We start from the raw sequence: 16,404 nt of genomic DNA, 5'->3' as shown, positions 1-16,404 counted from the left end.
CTTCGGTTGGGCCGACGCCGCGCAACCCCCGAGATCCTGACGGTTGGCACAAGCTGCAAGGAGCCAAGACGTCGCTGTTCACGAAGAGCAGGTCGGTAAGCTTGGCGGCGCAGAGAGTGCGCTTCGGGCTGCACGCGGTCCCGGATCCAACCCAGCCCCTTTTAGGGGCTCATGTTCCGAAACCCCCCGGCTTTGCCGGGGGATCGTTAGTTCCCCCGGCGGACCTTGGGACGTGAGCGGCGCGCGTCCAAGAAGGTCCACATAGCAACGACGACGACGAGCCCTGCGATCACGGCCGCCGAGATCAGCAAATTGCGGAGCACGTCCTGGTCGGGATTGCTTTCGAAGGGGATGACCGGTGCCGTGGGACCGAGCTTTTCGAGCATGCCCTTCACCTCCTCGATCGGAATGCCGAAGTTCAAGCTCTGCGATCGATTGAGCGTTCCCACGGCGACGGCGACGACCTCCCCGCGCCTCGTCATGATGGGGGAGCCGCTCGATCCCGGCGAAATGGCGGCCGTGATCTGGAGGCCCCACGATTCGAGCTCCGAGGCGCGGTCGATTTCTTTGCCCACGCCGCGCTCCCGCTTCGCCGAGACGATCCCCACCGTGAGCGTCCCCGAGAGCCCCAGGGGGCTGCCAATGACCACGACCTCGTCGCCCGGCGCGACGCCGCTCGAATCCCCGAGCGAGAGCGCCGGCAGCCCCGTCCCGTCCGCCTTCAGAATGGCGATGTCCCGGTCCTCGTCGTCGTCGAGGCGCCCGAGAATCGCGAGCTCCGAGCCGTCGGAGAGCGTTGCCGTGACCTTCGCGGCGCCGTCCACGACGTGGTGGTTCGTGACGATTCGCCCGTCTGGCGAAACGAAAAAGCCCGTCCCGGTCCCGACCTTGTGGCCCGTCGCGTCCTCCACCGTCAGAAGCACGACCGAGGGCTTCGTACGCTCCGCGAGCTCGGCCAGCTCACCACCGGCCGCCCAGGCGACCGCCGGCGAAAACGAGAGGGCCAAGGTCATCGCTGCCGTGAACCGACGAACCATGGGGCGACGGGAAGCGAACGGGTCGCGTTTGTCAAGCGAGAATCGCGGTCCGCTTGCCATTTCGGCCGCTCAGGCCGAACGCCGCGCCTGCCTCCGCGGGGAGGCCCGCGGGCGTTCGCGGCGCATTTCCGCCACGGAGGAGAGAACCCGCTCGAGCTCCGCGGGATCGATCGGCTTCGTCATGTGGGCATCGAATCCCGCGGCGAGGGTGCGGCGTCGATCCTCGGCGCCGCCATATCCGGTCTGCGCGATGAGATGGCTGCTCGCCGTCACGGACATCGCGCGCAGCGCGCGAGCCACGGCAAATCCATCCATGTCTGGCAAGCCAAGGTCGCAGAGCACCACGTCGGGACGCAGCCGTTTCGCGGCCTCGATTCCGGCGGGGCCCGTGTACGCCACCTCGGCGCGATAACCGAGGAGCACGAGCAGGTTTCGCAGGATGTCCGCGGTGTCGCGATTGTCCTCGATGACGAGGATACGCAAAGGTCCATCCGTTTGTCGGAGCAGAGGGGTCGAGGGCGCTGCGGCGCCGAGCGCGGCCTCCGTCGAGAGCGGGAGCCGCACCCGGAGCGTCGAGCCCTTTCCTAGCCCCGCGCTATGGGCCTCGACGGCGCCGCCGTGCAGCTCGACGAGCCCCTTGACCACGGCGAGCCCGAGACCGAGCCCGCCGCGCGAGCGATCGAGGCTGCGGTCGGCCTGGCTGAACGTCTCGAAGAGCCGCCCGAGCATGGGCGCATCCATGCCGATGCCGGTATCGCTGACCATGATGGAGACCTCGTTCGTCGCCGCGTCATCATCCATCTGCACGTGAATCCGTCCGCCCGGGTCAGTGAATTTGATGGCATTGTGCAGCAAATTGCCGACGACCTGCGAGAGCCGGGTGGGGTCCCCCTCCACCCAGCGGGGCTCCTCTGGCAGGGCGACCGAGAGCGTGAGGCCATTGGCCGACACGATGGACGCGTAATCGTGGGCGACGTCGCGGACGATCTGCGCGACATCACAAGGCTCTTTGCGCAGCTCCAGCTTGCCGCGGGAAATGCGCGACACGTCGAGGAGGTCGTCGATCATCCGGGCCATGTGCGCGACTTGCCGCTCGATCATGGCCAGCGTCTGGCGCGCCTCCGGCGAGCGGCCCGCCCGCATGTCGAGGACCTTCACGGCCGTACGAATGGGGGCGAGGGGGTTTCGGAGCTCGTGCCCGAGCATGGCCAGAAATTCGTCTTTCCGCCGATCGGCCTCCCGGAGCGCGAGCCCCGCCTCCCGGAGCGCGCGCTCGATCTGCTTCAGCCGGGTGACCTCCTGCACCATCACGTTGACGCCCTGCACGGTGCCCGACGCGTCCTTGATCGGCACGAAGCTCGCGATCCAATCCCGCAAAACACCGGGCTGCCCCGCGGTTTCCATCCGATACTCGTGATCCATCGAGTTCTCGCCGGTCTCGAAGACGTGACGGAGCACAGCTGCGATGGGCCCCGCCACGCCGGGCACCATCTCCCATATCGTGCGGCCGATGTGGGCGGCGACGGAGGTGCCATTGTACCGGGCCAGGGTCTCGTTGATGTTCACGTACCGGAATTCGGTGTCGAGGACGCAAAGGCCCGCGGGGGAGGTCTTGTACACGCTCTGGAGCTCGGCAAGGTGGCGCTGCGCGGCCCGCTCGCTCTCCTTGAGCTTGCGGACGAGCTCGCCGCGATCGATCACGGCGGCCACTTGATCGCTGAGCGTCTGCATGAGCCGGAGCTCGTCGTCCGTGTACCGGGTGCGCCGGCTCGTCGCGAATGCCAGTGTGCCGAGCACGCGGCCATGAGCGACGAGGGGAAACCCTGCGTATGCCTGCACGCCGACCCCCTTGAGCGGCCCGGATCCGGGGTACGTCGAGTGCTGGAGGTCGGCGAGGATGAGGGGCTTGCCCGTCTCGGCCACCGTCCCGCACAGAAACTCGCCGAACTTGAGCTCGTGGTATTGCGTGCGTTGCTCCTCCGTGAGCCCCGCGCTCGATTCGAGCTCCAGCGTCTCGGGAACCGGACCGGTCATGTAATTGAAGTAAAGCTCCACGCCGAGCTCGGCGCCGAGCTCCGTGAAGAGCGGCCCGAGCAGCTCCACGGGCTCGTCGCTGAGGACGAGGCGCCCGGCCGCCTTGGCGAGCAAGCGGAGGTGCGCGTTCTGGGCCTCCTGAGCCTCCTGCACGCGCCTCCGTTCGGCGACCTCCCGCGTGCTCTGCGCAGCGGCTTCGAGCATGCGCTCGGCGGCGCGCCGCCATTGCACGCCGAATGCCACGGAGAGCCAGAGGACGGCCAGGGTCGAGGTGCGCATCATGGCGTCGATCCACGGGGGAACGTGGTATGGGTTCGGGGAAACCAAGAACCCCAGCGCCGTGAGCAAGGTGCAAACCCCGACGACGAAGATCGCGGCGCCGCGCCGGGGGAGCCATAAGGCGATGCAGACGGGCACGACGTACCCGAAGGGAATCACGACGCCGAGGGAAGTCGTGAGATCCAGAAGAAAGAGCCCGACCACGAGCGCCCCGACGACGAGCGAACGCACGACCGTCCTCTCGGCGAACCATTGCCGCCGGGCCGTCTCGTCCGCGGATCCGGAGATGCGCGGCCGGTCTCCCGATATGCCCTTCACAGCGTGCTGGCGGCGCCTCCACCCACGGCGCACGCGCCCCCTTTGAGGTGAAAACATGCGCGATGCCGCGTGCGTCGTCGAGCCGTGGGGCGAGCCGTGCGGGAGCCCTTTCGGCGTTCATCGGTCGTGCGGGCTCGCCCGGACGGTGATGAGGGATTTCCCCGAGGGTGCCCGGGATACCGCATTCCAGCGTGGATGCTATGGACAGGACTCCATGCCTGCACGCTTCTGGCCCGGTCGCGAGTACCCCCTCGGATCCTTCTACGACGGATTCGGCGTGAACTTCGCCGTCTTCTCGGAGAACGCAGAGCGGGTCGAGCTTTGCCTGTTCGACAACCCGGGCGACCGGTCCGAGCGGGAAAGGCTCGTCCTTTCGGAGCGGACCGCGCACGTATTCCACGGGTACGTCCCGGCGCTCCGCCCGGGGCAACTCTACGGGTATCGCGTTCATGGCCCCTATGATCCGACGCGGGGCCTCCGGTTCAATCCGCACAAGCTGCTTTGCGATCCGTATGCCCAGGCCGTCGCCAACGAGGTCGACTGGCGGGCGCCGATGTTCCCCTACAAGCTCGGCCACCCCGATCAGGACCTCGCAATGTGCGAGGAGGACAATGCCTGGGGCGCGCCGAAGGCCGTCGTCGTCGACAACGTCTTCGATTGGGAGAACGACAAACACCCGCGGACGCCGTGGCGGGACACGGTGATCTACGAGCTTCATGTCAAAGGTTTTACCGTCCGGCACCCCGACATCCCCGAGGGGAGCCGGGGCACGTATGCGGCGCTCGCCTCCGAGTCCGTGATTTCCTACCTGAAGAAGCTCGGCGTCACCGCGGTCGAGCTCTTGCCCGTGCACGAGATGGTCGACGACAAGATGCTCGTCGATCGGGGGCTCAGGAATTACTGGGGATACAACACGCTCTCCTATTTCGCGCCGGCGGGCCGGTATGCCTCGATGGGTCGGCGGGGCGAGCAGGTCGCCGAGTTCAAGCGGATGGTGAAGACGCTTCACGCGGCCGGGATCGAGGTCATCCTCGACGTCGTCTACAACCACACCGCCGAGGGCAACCACCTCGGGCCGATGCTCTGCTACGAGGGCATCGACAACCCCACGTATTATCGCCTCGTCCCCGGGGATCCGCGTTATTACATGGATTATACCGGCACGGGGAACTCGCTCAACATGCGGCACCCGCAGACGCTCAAGCTCGTCATGGACAGCTTGCGGTACTGGGTGACGGAGATGCACGTCGACGGGTTCCGCTTCGATCTCGCCTCGACGCTCGCCCGCGAGCTCCACGACGTCGATCGGCTGAGCGCGTTCTTCGACATCATCCACCAGGACCCGATCCTCTCGCGGGTGAAACTCATCGCCGAGCCCTGGGACGTCGGCGAGGGCGGTTATCAGGTGGGCAATTTTCCGGTTCTGTGGACCGAGTGGAATGGTCGTTATCGCGACGCCGTGCGCCGCTACTGGAAGGGCGACGCCGCGGTCACCGCCGAGCTCGGGTTTCGGCTCACGGGGTCGAGTGATCTCTACGAGGGGGGCGGGCGCAGGCCCACGGCCAGCATCAATTTCGTCACGGCCCACGACGGGTTCACGCTCCGCGATCTCGTCACGTACAACCACAAGCACAACGAGGCGAACGGCGAGGAGAACCGCGACGGCGCCGATAGCAACGACAGCTGGAACCACGGCGTCGAGGGCGAGACCGACGAACCGGCTGTCGTGGCCTTGCGTGATCGTCAGATGCGGAACTTCTTCACGACCCTGATGATCTCGCAGGGCGTGCCGATGATCTGCGGCGGCGACGAGATTGTCCGGACCCAGCGCGGGAACAACAATGCGTATTGTCAGGACAACGAGCTTTCCTGGCACGACTGGGAGGTCGACGCGCGGCAGCGATCGATGCTGGAGTTCGTCCGGCGGCTCTCGGCGTTCCGGCACGAGCAGCCGGTGCTCCACCGAAAGAGGTTTTTCTCGGGAGGCTACATCCGCGGCAGCGAGATGAAGGACATCGTCTGGTTCCGCCCGGACGGCCGGGAGATGAGCGCCGAGGACTGGCAGAATCCACACGGGCGGGCGCTCCAGATGTTCCTCAACGGCGACGCCATTCCTTCGACCGACGCGCACGGCGAACCCATCGTGGGGGACACGCTCCTCGTCCTCTGCAATGCGCACCACGAGCCATTGCCGTTCGTCCTGCCGGCCATCGAGTGGGGCGAGCGCTGGGAGGTCGTGATCGATACCCGCACCGCGGCGGCGCCCGAGATTGGCCTGCCGACCGGGGCCGGCGAATCCTACGTCCTCGAGTCGCGCTCGATGGCGGTGCTCCGCCTCTGCCCCAAGCAAGAGCCCGGCGCGAAGAGCGCGATCTGAGGGATGACCATGATGCAGATGGAGTCGACCGACAAGGCGTCCCCGCAAAGCCCCAAGGCGGCCGGAGCCGACCCTGCGGAGGGGCTTTACGAAAAGATCCTCGCGGGCGCGCGCGTGCCCGGGGCGACCTATCGTGTCCAGTTGAACCACGCGTTCACGTTTCAGGACGCCGCGGTCATCGTGGAGTACCTCGAAAAGCTCGGGGTGACGGATCTGTATGCATCGCCCTTTTTCAAGGCGCGGCCGGGCAGCATGCACGGCTACGACCTCGTCGATCACAACAGCCTGAACCCCGAGATCGGCACGAGCGCCGATTTCGACGCCCTGCACGAGCGGCTCGTGGCGCGCGGGATGGGGCTGCTCCTCGATTTCGTGCCGAACCATATGGGGGTGCACACGGCCGAGAACGCCTGGTGGATGGACGTGCTCGAAAATGGGCCGAGCTCGCTCTACGCGCCGTTCTTCGACATCGACTGGCACCCGCTGAAGAGCGAGCTCGAGCGTCGGGTGCTCCTGCCCGTGCTCGGCGAGCATTACGGCAAGGTGCTGGAGAACGGCGATCTAGAGCTCTCCTTCGATCACGGCGCCTTCTTCGTGCGTTGTTATGGCAATCCCTTGCCGCTCTCCCCGCGCACGTTCCCGCTCATCTTGGAGCCGATCGTGCCGTCGCTCGCCCGCGCGCTCGGCGAGGAGGACGATGTGGTCCTCGAGCTCATGAGCATCCTCACGGGCCTCGGGAATCTGCCGCCGCAGGGCGAGACGCATCGGTCGAAGGTCATCGAGCGCCGGCGCGAGAAGGAGATTCTCAAGCGGAGGCTCGCGGCCCTCGTCGCAGAGTCGCCCGCCGTGGCGCGGGCCATCGAGGAGCAGATCCGCGTGATGAACGGGCAAAAGGGCGATCCGCGGAGCTTCGACGCGCTCGACGCGCTCCTCGAGAACCAGGCCTACCGATTGAGCTACTGGCGCGTGGCGGCCGAGGAGGTCAATTACCGGCGTTTCTTCGACATCAACGATCTCGGGGCGATCCGCATGGAAAACCCCGTGGTCTTCGAGGAGGCGCACCGGCTTTTGTTCCAGCTCATGGACGAGGGAAAGGTCACGGGGCTCCGGATCGATCACCCGGACGGCCTCTGGGCGCCTTCCACGTATTTCTGCCGGCTGCAGCGCACGTTTTTCCTTCACCGCGTGCGCCGCGAGCTCGAGGGGACCGAGGACGGCAAGGGCGCGGCGTCAGCGTTGCAATCGCTCCTGCTGAGCCGCTTCGATCGCGACGCGGAGAGGCGTCCGGAAGATCCGCCGCGGCCTCTGTACATCGCCGTGGAGAAGATCCTCTCGCGCAGCGAGGAGCTCCCGCGCGACTGGGCCGTCCAGGGGACGAGCGGCTATGATTTCGCCGCGCTCGCCTCGGCGCTTTTCGTGGATCGGAGCGCCGAGCGGACGATCACGTCCATCTACGAGGGTTTTACGGGGCTGCACCTCGATTTCGGGACACTCGCCTACCAGAAGAAGAAGGTCATCCTGGAGAGCTCGCTCGCGAGCGAGCTCAACGTCCTCGCGAGCGCTCTGAATCGTATCTCCGAGCGGGATCGGCACACCCGCGATTTCACGCTCGGCACGCTCACGGACGCGCTGCGCGAGGTCATCGCGTGTTTCCCGGTGTACCGGACGTACCTCCACGAAGGTACGACGAGCGTGGCGCCGCGCGATGCCGCGGCCATTCGCGCGGCGCTGCGGGCGGCGCGGCGGCGCAATCCCACGATGGACGCCTCGGTGTACTCGTTCCTCGGCGGCATTCTCCTCCTCGAACGCCCACCGCACCTCTCGGAGCAGGAGCTCCCGAGCCGCCGCGATTTCGTGATGCGGTTCCAGCAGCTCACGGGGCCCGTGACCGCGAAGGGGCTGGAGGACACGGCGTTTTACGTGTACAACCGCCTGGTCTCGCTCAACGAGGTCGGCGGCGAGCCGGAGCGGTTCGGCATCACCGTGGACGAGCTCCACCGGGGCAATGAGGCCCGCCAGAGGCTCTGGCCCTCGTCGATGCTCACCACCAGCACGCACGACACGAAGCGGAGCGAGGACGTCCGCGCCCGCATCAACGTGCTCTCGGAGCTGCCCTCGGATTGGGCGGGCACCTTGTATCGCCTCGCCGAGGCGACCGCGCTGTTCCGCGAGGAGCTCGAAGGGATCTCGGCGCCGGATCGCAACGAGGAGTACCTTTATTATCAGACCTTGCTCGGGACCTGGCCGTTCGGTGCCGAATCGGCTTCGCCCGCGTACGTCGAGCGGCTTGTCGACTACATGCGCAAGGCCACGAAGGAGGCGAAGGTCAATACCTCGTGGACCAACGCGGATCCCACGTACGACGCGGCCGTCGAGCATTTCGTCCGCAAGACGCTGGCCGACGGACCGGAGACGCGCGCGTTTCGCGAGGCGCTGCTCCCGCTCGCGCGCACCGTGGCCTACCACGGCATGTGGGGCTCGATCGCGCAGGTCCTTTTGAAGCTCACCTCGCCCGGCGTGCCGGACATTTATCAGGGCAACGAGCTCTGGGATTTCAGCCTGGTCGACCCGGACAACCGCCGGCCCGTCGATTTCGGGATCCGAAAGCAAATCCTCGCGGAGATCGAGGAACGACGGCGCGCGCCCGAATCCCGGGCGGAGCTCTCGCGCGCACTCGTGGAGAGTGCGAGCGACGGCCGCATCAAACTCTACGTCACGCGCGTCGCCCTCGAAGCGAGGCGGCAATGGCCGGCGCTTTTTGGCCCGGAGGGCGCGTACGTGCCGCTCGGGGCCTCGGGGCCCGGGAAGGACCACGTGGTGGCTTTCGCGCGGCGATGCAAGGACCAGGAGATCCTCGTCGTGACCCCGCGGCTCACCGCGCGGCTCTCGAACGGGCGCAGCGAGCCGCCGATCGGCGCCATCTGGGGTGAAACCACGCTCCAGATCGATTCACCCACCGGCGGGTCCACGCAATCCGTCTACGAAAACCTTTTCACCGGCGAGACGATCGAAGGGGCGCCCGCGGACGCTGGGCTCGTACTGCCTCTCTCGCGCGTGCTCGGCGCCTTCCCCGTGGCGCTGCTTTCTCGAAAGGCGGGCGGAAGCGAGGGATTGTCATGAAGAATCTCGCGAACGTCGCCCCGCTCGGCGCCCTGTTCGAGGAAAACGACGTCGTTTTCCGCATCTGGGCCCCGGATCATGATCGCGCCGAGGTCGTCCTGTACGACGCGGACGCCGTGACCGAGCGGGTACGTCTCCCGATGCAGGCCGAGCCGGGCGGGTTTTTCCGGGCGCGCGTGGGCGCCTCCGGGCCCGAGGCCTCCGTGCTCTACAAGTTCGGCGTGGGGGGGACGGGTCCATTTCCCGACCCGTATTCACGCTCGCAGCCGTTTGGCGTGCACGGACCGTCGGAGGCCAGGCGATTCTCCTTTGCGTGGACCGACCAGGCGTTTGGCGGGGTGAGCCCCGAAGATCTCGTCCTTCAGGAGATCCACGTGGGCACGGCGACGGCCGAGGGCACGTTCGAGGCGCTGATCCCGCGCCTCTCCGAGCTTCGCTCACTTGGCATCACGGCGATCGAGTTGATGCCACTCGCGAGTTTTCCCGGGCGCTGGAACTGGGGTTATGACGGCGTTTGTTTCTACGCGCCGCAGGTCTCTTACGGAGGCCCGCTCGGGCTCATGCGCCTCATCGACGCGGCGCACGCGCATGGGCTCGCCGTGATCATCGACGCCGTCTACAACCACCTCGGGCCCGACGGCAATTACCTCCGCGCCTACACGCGGCGTTATTTCACGGACCGGCACCAGACGCCGTGGGGCGAGGGGCTCAATGTCGACGGCGCGGACGCGCGGCCCGTCCGGGAGCTCGTCGCGCGCAGCGCGGAGATGTGGATTCGTGACTATCACGCCGACGGGCTCCGGCTCGACGCGACCCACGAGATTCGCGACGACAGCGATCCTCACATCCTGCGCGAGATCGCCGAACGCGCCCGCCGCGCGGGCGGAGGAAAACGAATCGTGGTGATCGCCGAGGACGAGCGCAATGACGAGCGCCTCGTGCGTCCCGTGGACAAGGGCGGACTCGGGCTCGACGCGGTCTGGGCCGACGATTTTCACCATCAGATGCGCCGCGCATTCGCCGGAGACAAGGACGGTTATTTTCAGGACTTTTCGGGGAGCGCCGCGGACATTGCACGGACCCTGAACGAGGGCTGGTCCTATCACGGGCAAACCTCGCCGCGGACGGGCAAGCCGCGGGGGACGTCGCCGCGATCTCTCGAGTCCACGCGGTTCGTCCATTGCATCCAGAATCACGATCAGATCGGCAATCGCGCGTTCGGCGATCGCCTCGGCGAGAGCGTGAGCCCCGCGGCGTTCCGGGCCATGAGCGCGCTGCTCTTGCTCTCGCCGTACGTGCCGCTGCTCTTCATGGGGCAGGAGTGGAACGCGAAGACGCGGTTCCAATACTTCACCGATCACAACGCGGAGCTCGGCCGCCTCGTGACGGAGGGGCGACGGAAGGAGTTTGCGGCGTTCGCTTCGTTCCAGGGCGCCGAGATCCCCGATCCGCAGGCGGAGTCGACATTCCTCGCGTCAAAACTCTCGTACGAGGAGCGCGATACGGCCGAGCATGCCGGCGTGCGCGAGCTGTATCGCGAGCTCTTGCATTTGCGTGCCGAGCACCCGGCCCTGCGCGCGCGGGAGAGGGGCACATTCGAGGCCCGCGCCGTGGGCGAGGACGCGCTCGTGCTCACGCGGCGGGGCGGCGGGAAGGAAGTGTCCGTCTGGGTGAACGTGCGCGGGAAGCTGCGGGAGAAGCTGCCGGAGGGGTTGTCCGCCCAGCTCATTCTCGCGACGGAGGAGGCGCGCTTCGGCGGCGCGGGCGGCGAGGCGGTGCGGGAAGGCCTCGCCGTGGGTGAGGTGCGGCTCGACGGGCCGGCCGCGGCGGTGCTAGGGTCGCGGTCGTCTGCGTGAGCGTCCGCCTGGTCCTCGATAGCTCGGTGCTCGTCGCCGCGATGAAGGAAGCCGACCCCGGCCATGAGGACGCGGTCGATTTCCTCGATCGCCTGCGCGCCGCTCACGCGTCCGGACGGGCCGAGGTCTTCGCGCCCCCGGAGCTCTGGATCGAGGTGCGCGCCGCCGCCCAGAAGCTCGGGCGATTCGTGGTCACGCCCTCGCGGCGGAGCATGGACGACCTCTTCGCGAACCTCGACGTCGAGCTCGTGCCGATCACGAGCGTCGTGGAGATCGACGCGTTCTTCGAGCGCCTCGAGCGTCACATGCGGAATCGCGCGCCGTTCACGAATGCGACGGATCTCGTGTACCTCTGGGTCGCGTTCCAGCGCGCCGCGGCCCTGGTCACGCTCGACGCGGGCCTGCTCAAATATCACGGAATGGTCTGCGACGTCATGCGTCCGTTCCATGTTCGCCTGGATTGAGAGTGAGGGGCGCGGCGGTCGAGCCGAGCCACGCCACGCCGCTTGTATCGGGAAGGCCACGGCACCACGTCCGCTATTGCCGCGAGACGAACGCGGGGAGGAGGACGACGTGAAGCAGCCGAAACCACCCCAGGCCACGACGCCGGACAAGCATCCCGAGGAATACCTCCACGACCTCAACCCGACCGCGCTCGCCGGGCAAAACATCGGAAAGGACGCGCCGCACCCGGAGAAAGAGGAGGGGCACAGCGCTTACGACATCAAGGAGGCCCACGACGCGCTGCCCGATCTGACCGCCGACGAGCTGCGGGAGCTGCGCGTGCTGCCGCCCGGCACCCCGCTCCTCGAAAATGCGACGTACATGGATATCCGGCACCGCGAGCGCGGCGAGATCCTCGGCCGCGCCGGCATGTTCGCGGACGACGTGCACTGGTTCGTGCTGAAGAAGGAAGTCGATTACGAGCTCTGGAACAAGCTGCTCGGGATTCACCACGTCAAGCGGACGGGCACCGGGGGGTAAAACCTCGGCGAGGGGCCGAGCCGAGAGAGGCCTCGGCCCCCGCGGACAACCTGGCTGCGACGGGGTTTTTCAGGGCGCGACGCCACGCGCGGAGAGCGTGCCCTCGAACGGCGCTCCCGGGCAGCTCCCGAGCGACGACGGGGTCGCGAGCGTGAAATCCATGTCGATACGCGTGCCGTCGATCGTGCCCTTCACGATCGACGCCGCCCCGCCGCAGAAGAACGCGACGCGCGCCTGGTCGAACGGATACACGAGATAGGCCTCGTCGATGGTCGTCTCGAACGAGCCTTCCCCGACGGGCGCGTGGAGCTTCATTTCGAGCAGGCCCCGCTGCCCCGCAACCTCGAATTCGACCTCGCACACGTTGCCCGTGCACGAGAGGCCGTCCGCGCCGCCGAGCGCCACGCCGCCGAGCGTCCCTCCGAGCTCCGTCGTCAGCCCCGTCGTCAGGTCGCCATGGAGCGAGGCCGTCACCGTGTCCGTCGTGGGTTCGCCGCCGGGGCAAGCGCCGAGCCGCGTGAGCGAGGGCAGCGTGAACGCCGCCTTGTCCGGCGTGGATCCGCGTGTCACCGTGCTGTTTGGCCCGACACACAATATGTCGCTCGGCGCATCGGGTGACGTTATCTCCACGATGCCCGTGACCGGCGTCACGGGCTGGTCCTCCTCCACGTCGCCCGTGCCCCAGAATCGCGCGCTGAGCGTGCCGTCCGCGGGATCTTCCGTGACCTGGTACTCGGCCGAAATGCGCCACCCGTCGCCCGATTGCATGCGCGCCATGCCGCCCGCGCAATAGGCCTGCGCTGCCGAGGCACCGCCCAGCGTGCCCTCCGTTTCGAGGATCGCCGCGCACGACGGCCCGGGATCGGGCGTTTCGTTCGGTGCTTCGTCGGCGCCGCAAGCCGAGAGGAAGAGGATGGCCATGGAAGACACGATACCGAGGACCGGGTAAGCACGCATGAGATTCTCCTCCCGAGGGTGGGGGATGGTTGAATGCAGCTCGTATTGGCAACCGGCGTGCCAGCGCGCAGAAGGCGTGTTTCAGGCGGGAAAACCGGGGGGAGGGGAGCCGTCGGGGCGCTCGTTGCTCGAATTGAGCAGATGTCGCGCTCCTGGAAGTTCACACCGGGCGGCCGTGCGTCACGGACAGACCGCGCTGCGCAGGCCCATGCCGTGGGTGATGAACTGGATCGGGTGGCTGCCCGTGAACGCGTTCGTCGGGAGCTCGTCCCAGGTGACGCCGTCCGTGCTGCGGAAGAACCTCTGCTCTTCGTACCACCGATCCCAGTCGCCATTGACGGCGACGTAGGTGTCGCCGTCGCTGCGGGCCACGGCGCCGACGATGGGCCCGGGGCTCGTCTGCGTGGTGCCGTCGTCGTTTTTCTTGCGCACCTCGGTCGGCGTCTTTGTCCACGTGGCGCCGTCCGGGCTCGTGTACCGCTGCGAGGCGTAATTCGCGTCGCGGCCCCACGTGACGAACGTGTCGCCGGTCCAGAGCAGACGCGCGTCGACCTGGCCGCCGATGTTCGACTCGGTCCAGGTGTCGCCGCCGTCGAGCGAACGACAAGCGACGCCGGTGCCGCCGAGGACGACGATCACGCCATTGCCATACGCGAAGCCGCCGGCCCATTGAATGTCGCCCGCGCACGCGGCCGGGAGCGTGGTCGGGCGCGCCCAGGTCGCGCCGTTGTCCTTGCTCACGTTGATGTCGTTCCCACTGTTGTCGCCGAACGCGAGCAGGAAGCGGCCGCCGTCGTGCGGCGCGAAGCCGGTGCGGCGCACGTTCCACACGTCCGAGGTCGGGTCGCCGCCCGGGGTCCACGTCCCGCCGAACGTGTCCGCGACCTGCGGCGGGCGCTCGCCCGCGAGGAAGACGTCATTTCCGTAAACGATCCCCGCGAACGTCTTGCCTTCGAGCACGTTCTCCCAGTCGACGCCGTTTTTGCTGCGGCGAATCGAGCCGGGTTTTCCCCAGCCGAACGTCGCCACGAAGAAGCCATTGCCGTACGTGATGCCGCGGCCCGCGCCCGGGTGGTGATCACAATCGTACGTGGGGCTGGAGAAGCAGGGATACGTGTCGTCGTCGGAGCGGTTGCCGACCCAGGTCATTCCGTCGTCGCAGGAGATGACCGTCCGCCCGACCATGCCTTGCGCGACGAAGATGGGCACGAGATCCGGATCGACGACACCTCCGCCTTGTCCTCCTTGCCCGCCGCCGCCCTGTCCTCCTTGCCCGCCGCCGCCCTGACCTCCCGCGCCGCCGCCGCCCTGACCTCCCGCGCCGCCTTCGGCCGCGCTGCCGCCCGCGCCTCCCGCGGCATCGCCGCTACAAGCGACGAGCACGAGCGCCGCCGTGGCGAGCGCTGCCTTTCCGTATTTGCCCACCAACGCCGCCGAATCGAGCATTCGAGATTCCTCCACGCGAAAGGACATCCGCGCGGCGGCGGCGCGTCAAGGGCCCTGTCTCTCGACGCGCCGTGACGCGGCCTCCGATCCAGTGGCAGAACACGATGCCACTTTTGCGCGATGCGGCGCGGTTTTCGGCCGTTCGACGCTCTGGCGCGCGCCTTCCGATGCGGATACCGTGGTGCCCTCGTGCGCGGGGAAAAGCCTCGTGAACGCTCTTGCCAGGAGGTCCTTTTCGATGATGCGAAGACGCTGGCCATGGCTTCTGGGACTCGGCGCCCTCACCGGCGCCTGCACGGGGCTCATTGGGGAGCCCCTGGACGGGGAGGTCGGATCGACGCCCACGTCCTTCGTATGTGATCCGGACGTGGTGCCGGAAGCGCTGCCGCTGCGGCGGCTCAGCCACCTGCAATACCGCAATACGGTGTCGGATCTGGTGCGCTTCGCCGTGCCCTCCGCCGCCGGGGAGATCCTCGGCGGGGCCGAGCCGCTCTTCGCGCAGCTCCCGAACGATCAGCGCGTCGGCCCGGACAAACACTACGCGGGCTTCACGCGCCTCGATCAGGCCCTGCAGCAGCAGCACGTGGACGGCGCGTACCGCGTGGCCGGCGAGGTCGGCAAGGCGCTCACGGCGTCGCCCTCGCGGCTCGCGGAGCTCGCGGGCGCCTGCGCCACGGACGCGGATGCGGCGAACGATGACGCCTGCCTCGACGACATGATCCGCCGCTTGGGCGAGCGCGCGCTGCGCAGGCCCGTGACGGACGAGGACGTGGCGTTTTATCGAGGCCCGGCCGGCGCAGCGCCCTTCGACGGAGCCGATTACGCTGACGTCGTCGCGTTGCTCCTGAATGCGCCGCACCTGATGTATTTCGTCGAGCACGGGCAGGAGGGCAGCGATTCCACGGCGCCGCTCGACGCCTACGAGCTCGCCTCGCGCCTTTCCTACCATTTCTGGCAGACGCTCCCCGACGAGCCGCTCTTCGAGGCGGCCCGGACCGGCGCGCTGCTCACCGAGGCCGGCTACGAGGCCGAGGTCGAGCGGATCTTCAAGGATCCGCGGACGCAAGCGGCCATGGGCGAGCTCTTCGGGCAATGGCTCGACAACACCACGCTGGAAGAGCTCGACGCGCGCGTCGGCACGCCGCTCTTCGACGCATTCACCGCGGGGTATACGCCGGGGCCCGATCTGCGCGAGCACATGCTCGCCGAGGTCACGGACGCGGCGCTTCATTACACGTTCGAGGAGCCGGGCACGTTCCGCGACTTGCTCACGAGCCGCAAATCATTCGCCCGCACCGAGGACCTCGCGAGCCTCTATCACACGCCCGTATGGTCGGGGAGCGGCGAGCCGCCGGAGTTCACCGAGCCGGAGCGCGCCGGGCTCCTGACCCGCGCGGCCTTCCTGGCCACGGGCTCGGCGAATACGCGTCCCATCATGAAGGGCGTGTTCATCCGCAAAGCGCTGCTCTGCGACGAGATCCCGCCGCCGCCGCCGAACGCCGCGGCGAACCCGCCGCAGCTCAGCGAGAGCCTGTCCACGCGAGAGGTCGTCGAGGAGCTCACGGGGCAAGGCGCGTGCGCCGGTTGCCACAAGGTCGCCATCAATCCGCTCGGCTTCGCGACGGAAAACTTCGATTCCCTCGGCCGCGTCCGCACCGAGCAGGCGCTCTTCGATCCCGACACGGGCGCGGTTGTCGCGACGGCCGGCGTGGACACGGAGGTCGTGCCGCGCGTGGAGAGCGGCGACGAGACGGTCGCGCAGAACGCGCAGGAGCTCACGAACCTCATCGCCGCGAGCCCCAAGCCCTATGCATGTTTCGCCAGGCAATACTTCCGGTTCACCTTCGGCCGACTGGAGGACCTCAATCGCGACGCCTGCGCGCTCGAAGAAGTGAAGCTCGCCCTCGACGAGGGCAAGCCCATGGCGGACGTCCTCCGATCCATCGCGCGGAGCCAGGCGTTCCGCATGCGCTCGTTCGTGGATTGATGTGCGTGA

The 16,404-nt window shown here is 67.7% G+C and carries 10 protein-coding genes; 6 read left to right on the top strand and 4 right to left on the bottom strand.

The window, feature by feature from the left end:
• Positions 1 to 206: 206 nt before the first annotated feature.
• Together KEG38_RS47935 and KEG38_RS47930 are read right to left on the bottom strand one after the other, a co-directional pair.
• Positions 207 to 1,037: a S1C family serine protease gene (locus KEG38_RS47935; protein ID WP_272427656.1), complete on the bottom strand. Its 831-nt coding sequence runs from the start codon at positions 1,035 to 1,037 to the stop codon at positions 207 to 209.
• Between the two features lie 69 nt (positions 1,038 to 1,106).
• A complete protein-coding gene (locus KEG38_RS47930; RefSeq protein WP_272427655.1) occupies positions 1,107 to 3,581 on the bottom strand; it encodes an ATP-binding protein in 2,475 nt (824 codons plus the stop codon).
• 301 nt (positions 3,582 to 3,882) lie between these two features.
• Here KEG38_RS47930 and glgX point away from each other — a divergent pair, with 301 nt between their 5' ends.
• From glgX to KEG38_RS47905, 5 genes are all read left to right on the top strand, one after another.
• Positions 3,883 to 6,045, top strand: coding sequence for a glycogen debranching protein GlgX (gene glgX, locus KEG38_RS47925; RefSeq protein ID WP_272427654.1), 2,163 nt, complete (start codon positions 3,883 to 3,885; stop codon positions 6,043 to 6,045).
• 9 nt (positions 6,046 to 6,054) lie between these two features.
• Positions 6,055 to 9,165 (top strand): malto-oligosyltrehalose synthase, encoded by a 3,111-nt coding sequence (gene treY / locus KEG38_RS47920; protein ID WP_272427653.1) that lies wholly within the window; start codon positions 6,055 to 6,057, stop codon positions 9,163 to 9,165.
• Positions 9,162 to 11,021, top strand: coding sequence for a malto-oligosyltrehalose trehalohydrolase (treZ, locus tag KEG38_RS47915; protein WP_272427652.1), 1,860 nt, complete (start codon positions 9,162 to 9,164; stop codon positions 11,019 to 11,021). Before treY ends, treZ begins: the two co-directional genes overlap by 4 nt.
• Entirely contained in the window at positions 11,018 to 11,485 is a 468-nt protein-coding gene (locus KEG38_RS47910) for a type II toxin-antitoxin system VapC family toxin (protein ID WP_272427651.1), read from the top strand. Before treZ ends, KEG38_RS47910 begins: the two co-directional genes overlap by 4 nt.
• Positions 11,486 to 11,594: 109 nt before the next feature.
• Complete coding sequence (locus KEG38_RS47905; RefSeq protein WP_272427650.1) at positions 11,595 to 12,005, top strand: hypothetical protein; 411 nt, start codon at positions 11,595 to 11,597, stop codon at positions 12,003 to 12,005.
• Between the two features lie 69 nt (positions 12,006 to 12,074).
• Here KEG38_RS47905 and KEG38_RS47900 read toward each other — a convergent pair whose 3' ends face one another.
• Positions 12,075 to 12,962 (bottom strand): hypothetical protein, encoded by an 888-nt coding sequence (locus tag KEG38_RS47900; RefSeq protein WP_272427649.1) that lies wholly within the window; start codon positions 12,960 to 12,962, stop codon positions 12,075 to 12,077.
• A gap of 180 nt (positions 12,963 to 13,142) precedes the next feature.
• Positions 13,143 to 14,408 (bottom strand): beta propeller repeat protein, encoded by a 1,266-nt coding sequence (locus KEG38_RS47895; RefSeq protein WP_272427648.1) that lies wholly within the window; start codon positions 14,406 to 14,408, stop codon positions 13,143 to 13,145.
• 238 nt (positions 14,409 to 14,646) lie between these two features.
• Between KEG38_RS47895 and KEG38_RS47890 the strand changes: the two genes are divergently transcribed.
• Positions 14,647 to 16,395, top strand: a complete 1,749-nt coding sequence (locus KEG38_RS47890; protein ID WP_272427647.1) for a DUF1588 domain-containing protein — start codon at positions 14,647 to 14,649, stop codon at positions 16,393 to 16,395.
• The last annotated feature ends 9 nt before the right edge of the window (positions 16,396 to 16,404 follow it).

Source organism: Polyangium jinanense (genome assembly GCF_028435265.1).
In the GTDB taxonomy this organism is placed as follows: Bacteria; Myxococcota_A; Polyangia; order Polyangiales; family Polyangiaceae; genus Polyangium; species Polyangium jinanense.
The sequence above is the reverse complement of the archived record's forward strand: the minus strand, read 5'-3'. Positions and strand labels throughout refer to the sequence as shown.

Coding starts and splice junctions, on each gene's coding strand:
- KEG38_RS47935 (WP_272427656.1), bottom strand. CDS start 1,037: ATGGTTCGTCGGTTCACGGCAGCGATGACCTTGGCCCTCTCGTTTTCG.
- treY (WP_272427653.1), top strand. CDS start 6,055: ATGATGCAGATGGAGTCGACCGACAAGGCGTCCCCGCAAAGCCCCAAG.
- glgX (WP_272427654.1), top strand. CDS start 3,883: ATGCCTGCACGCTTCTGGCCCGGTCGCGAGTACCCCCTCGGATCCTTC.
- KEG38_RS47890 (WP_272427647.1), top strand. CDS start 14,647: ATGATGCGAAGACGCTGGCCATGGCTTCTGGGACTCGGCGCCCTCACC.
- KEG38_RS47900 (WP_272427649.1), bottom strand. CDS start 12,962: ATGCGTGCTTACCCGGTCCTCGGTATCGTGTCTTCCATGGCCATCCTC.
- KEG38_RS47895 (WP_272427648.1), bottom strand. CDS start 14,408: ATGCTCGATTCGGCGGCGTTGGTGGGCAAATACGGAAAGGCAGCGCTC.
- treZ (WP_272427652.1), top strand. CDS start 9,162: ATGAAGAATCTCGCGAACGTCGCCCCGCTCGGCGCCCTGTTCGAGGAA.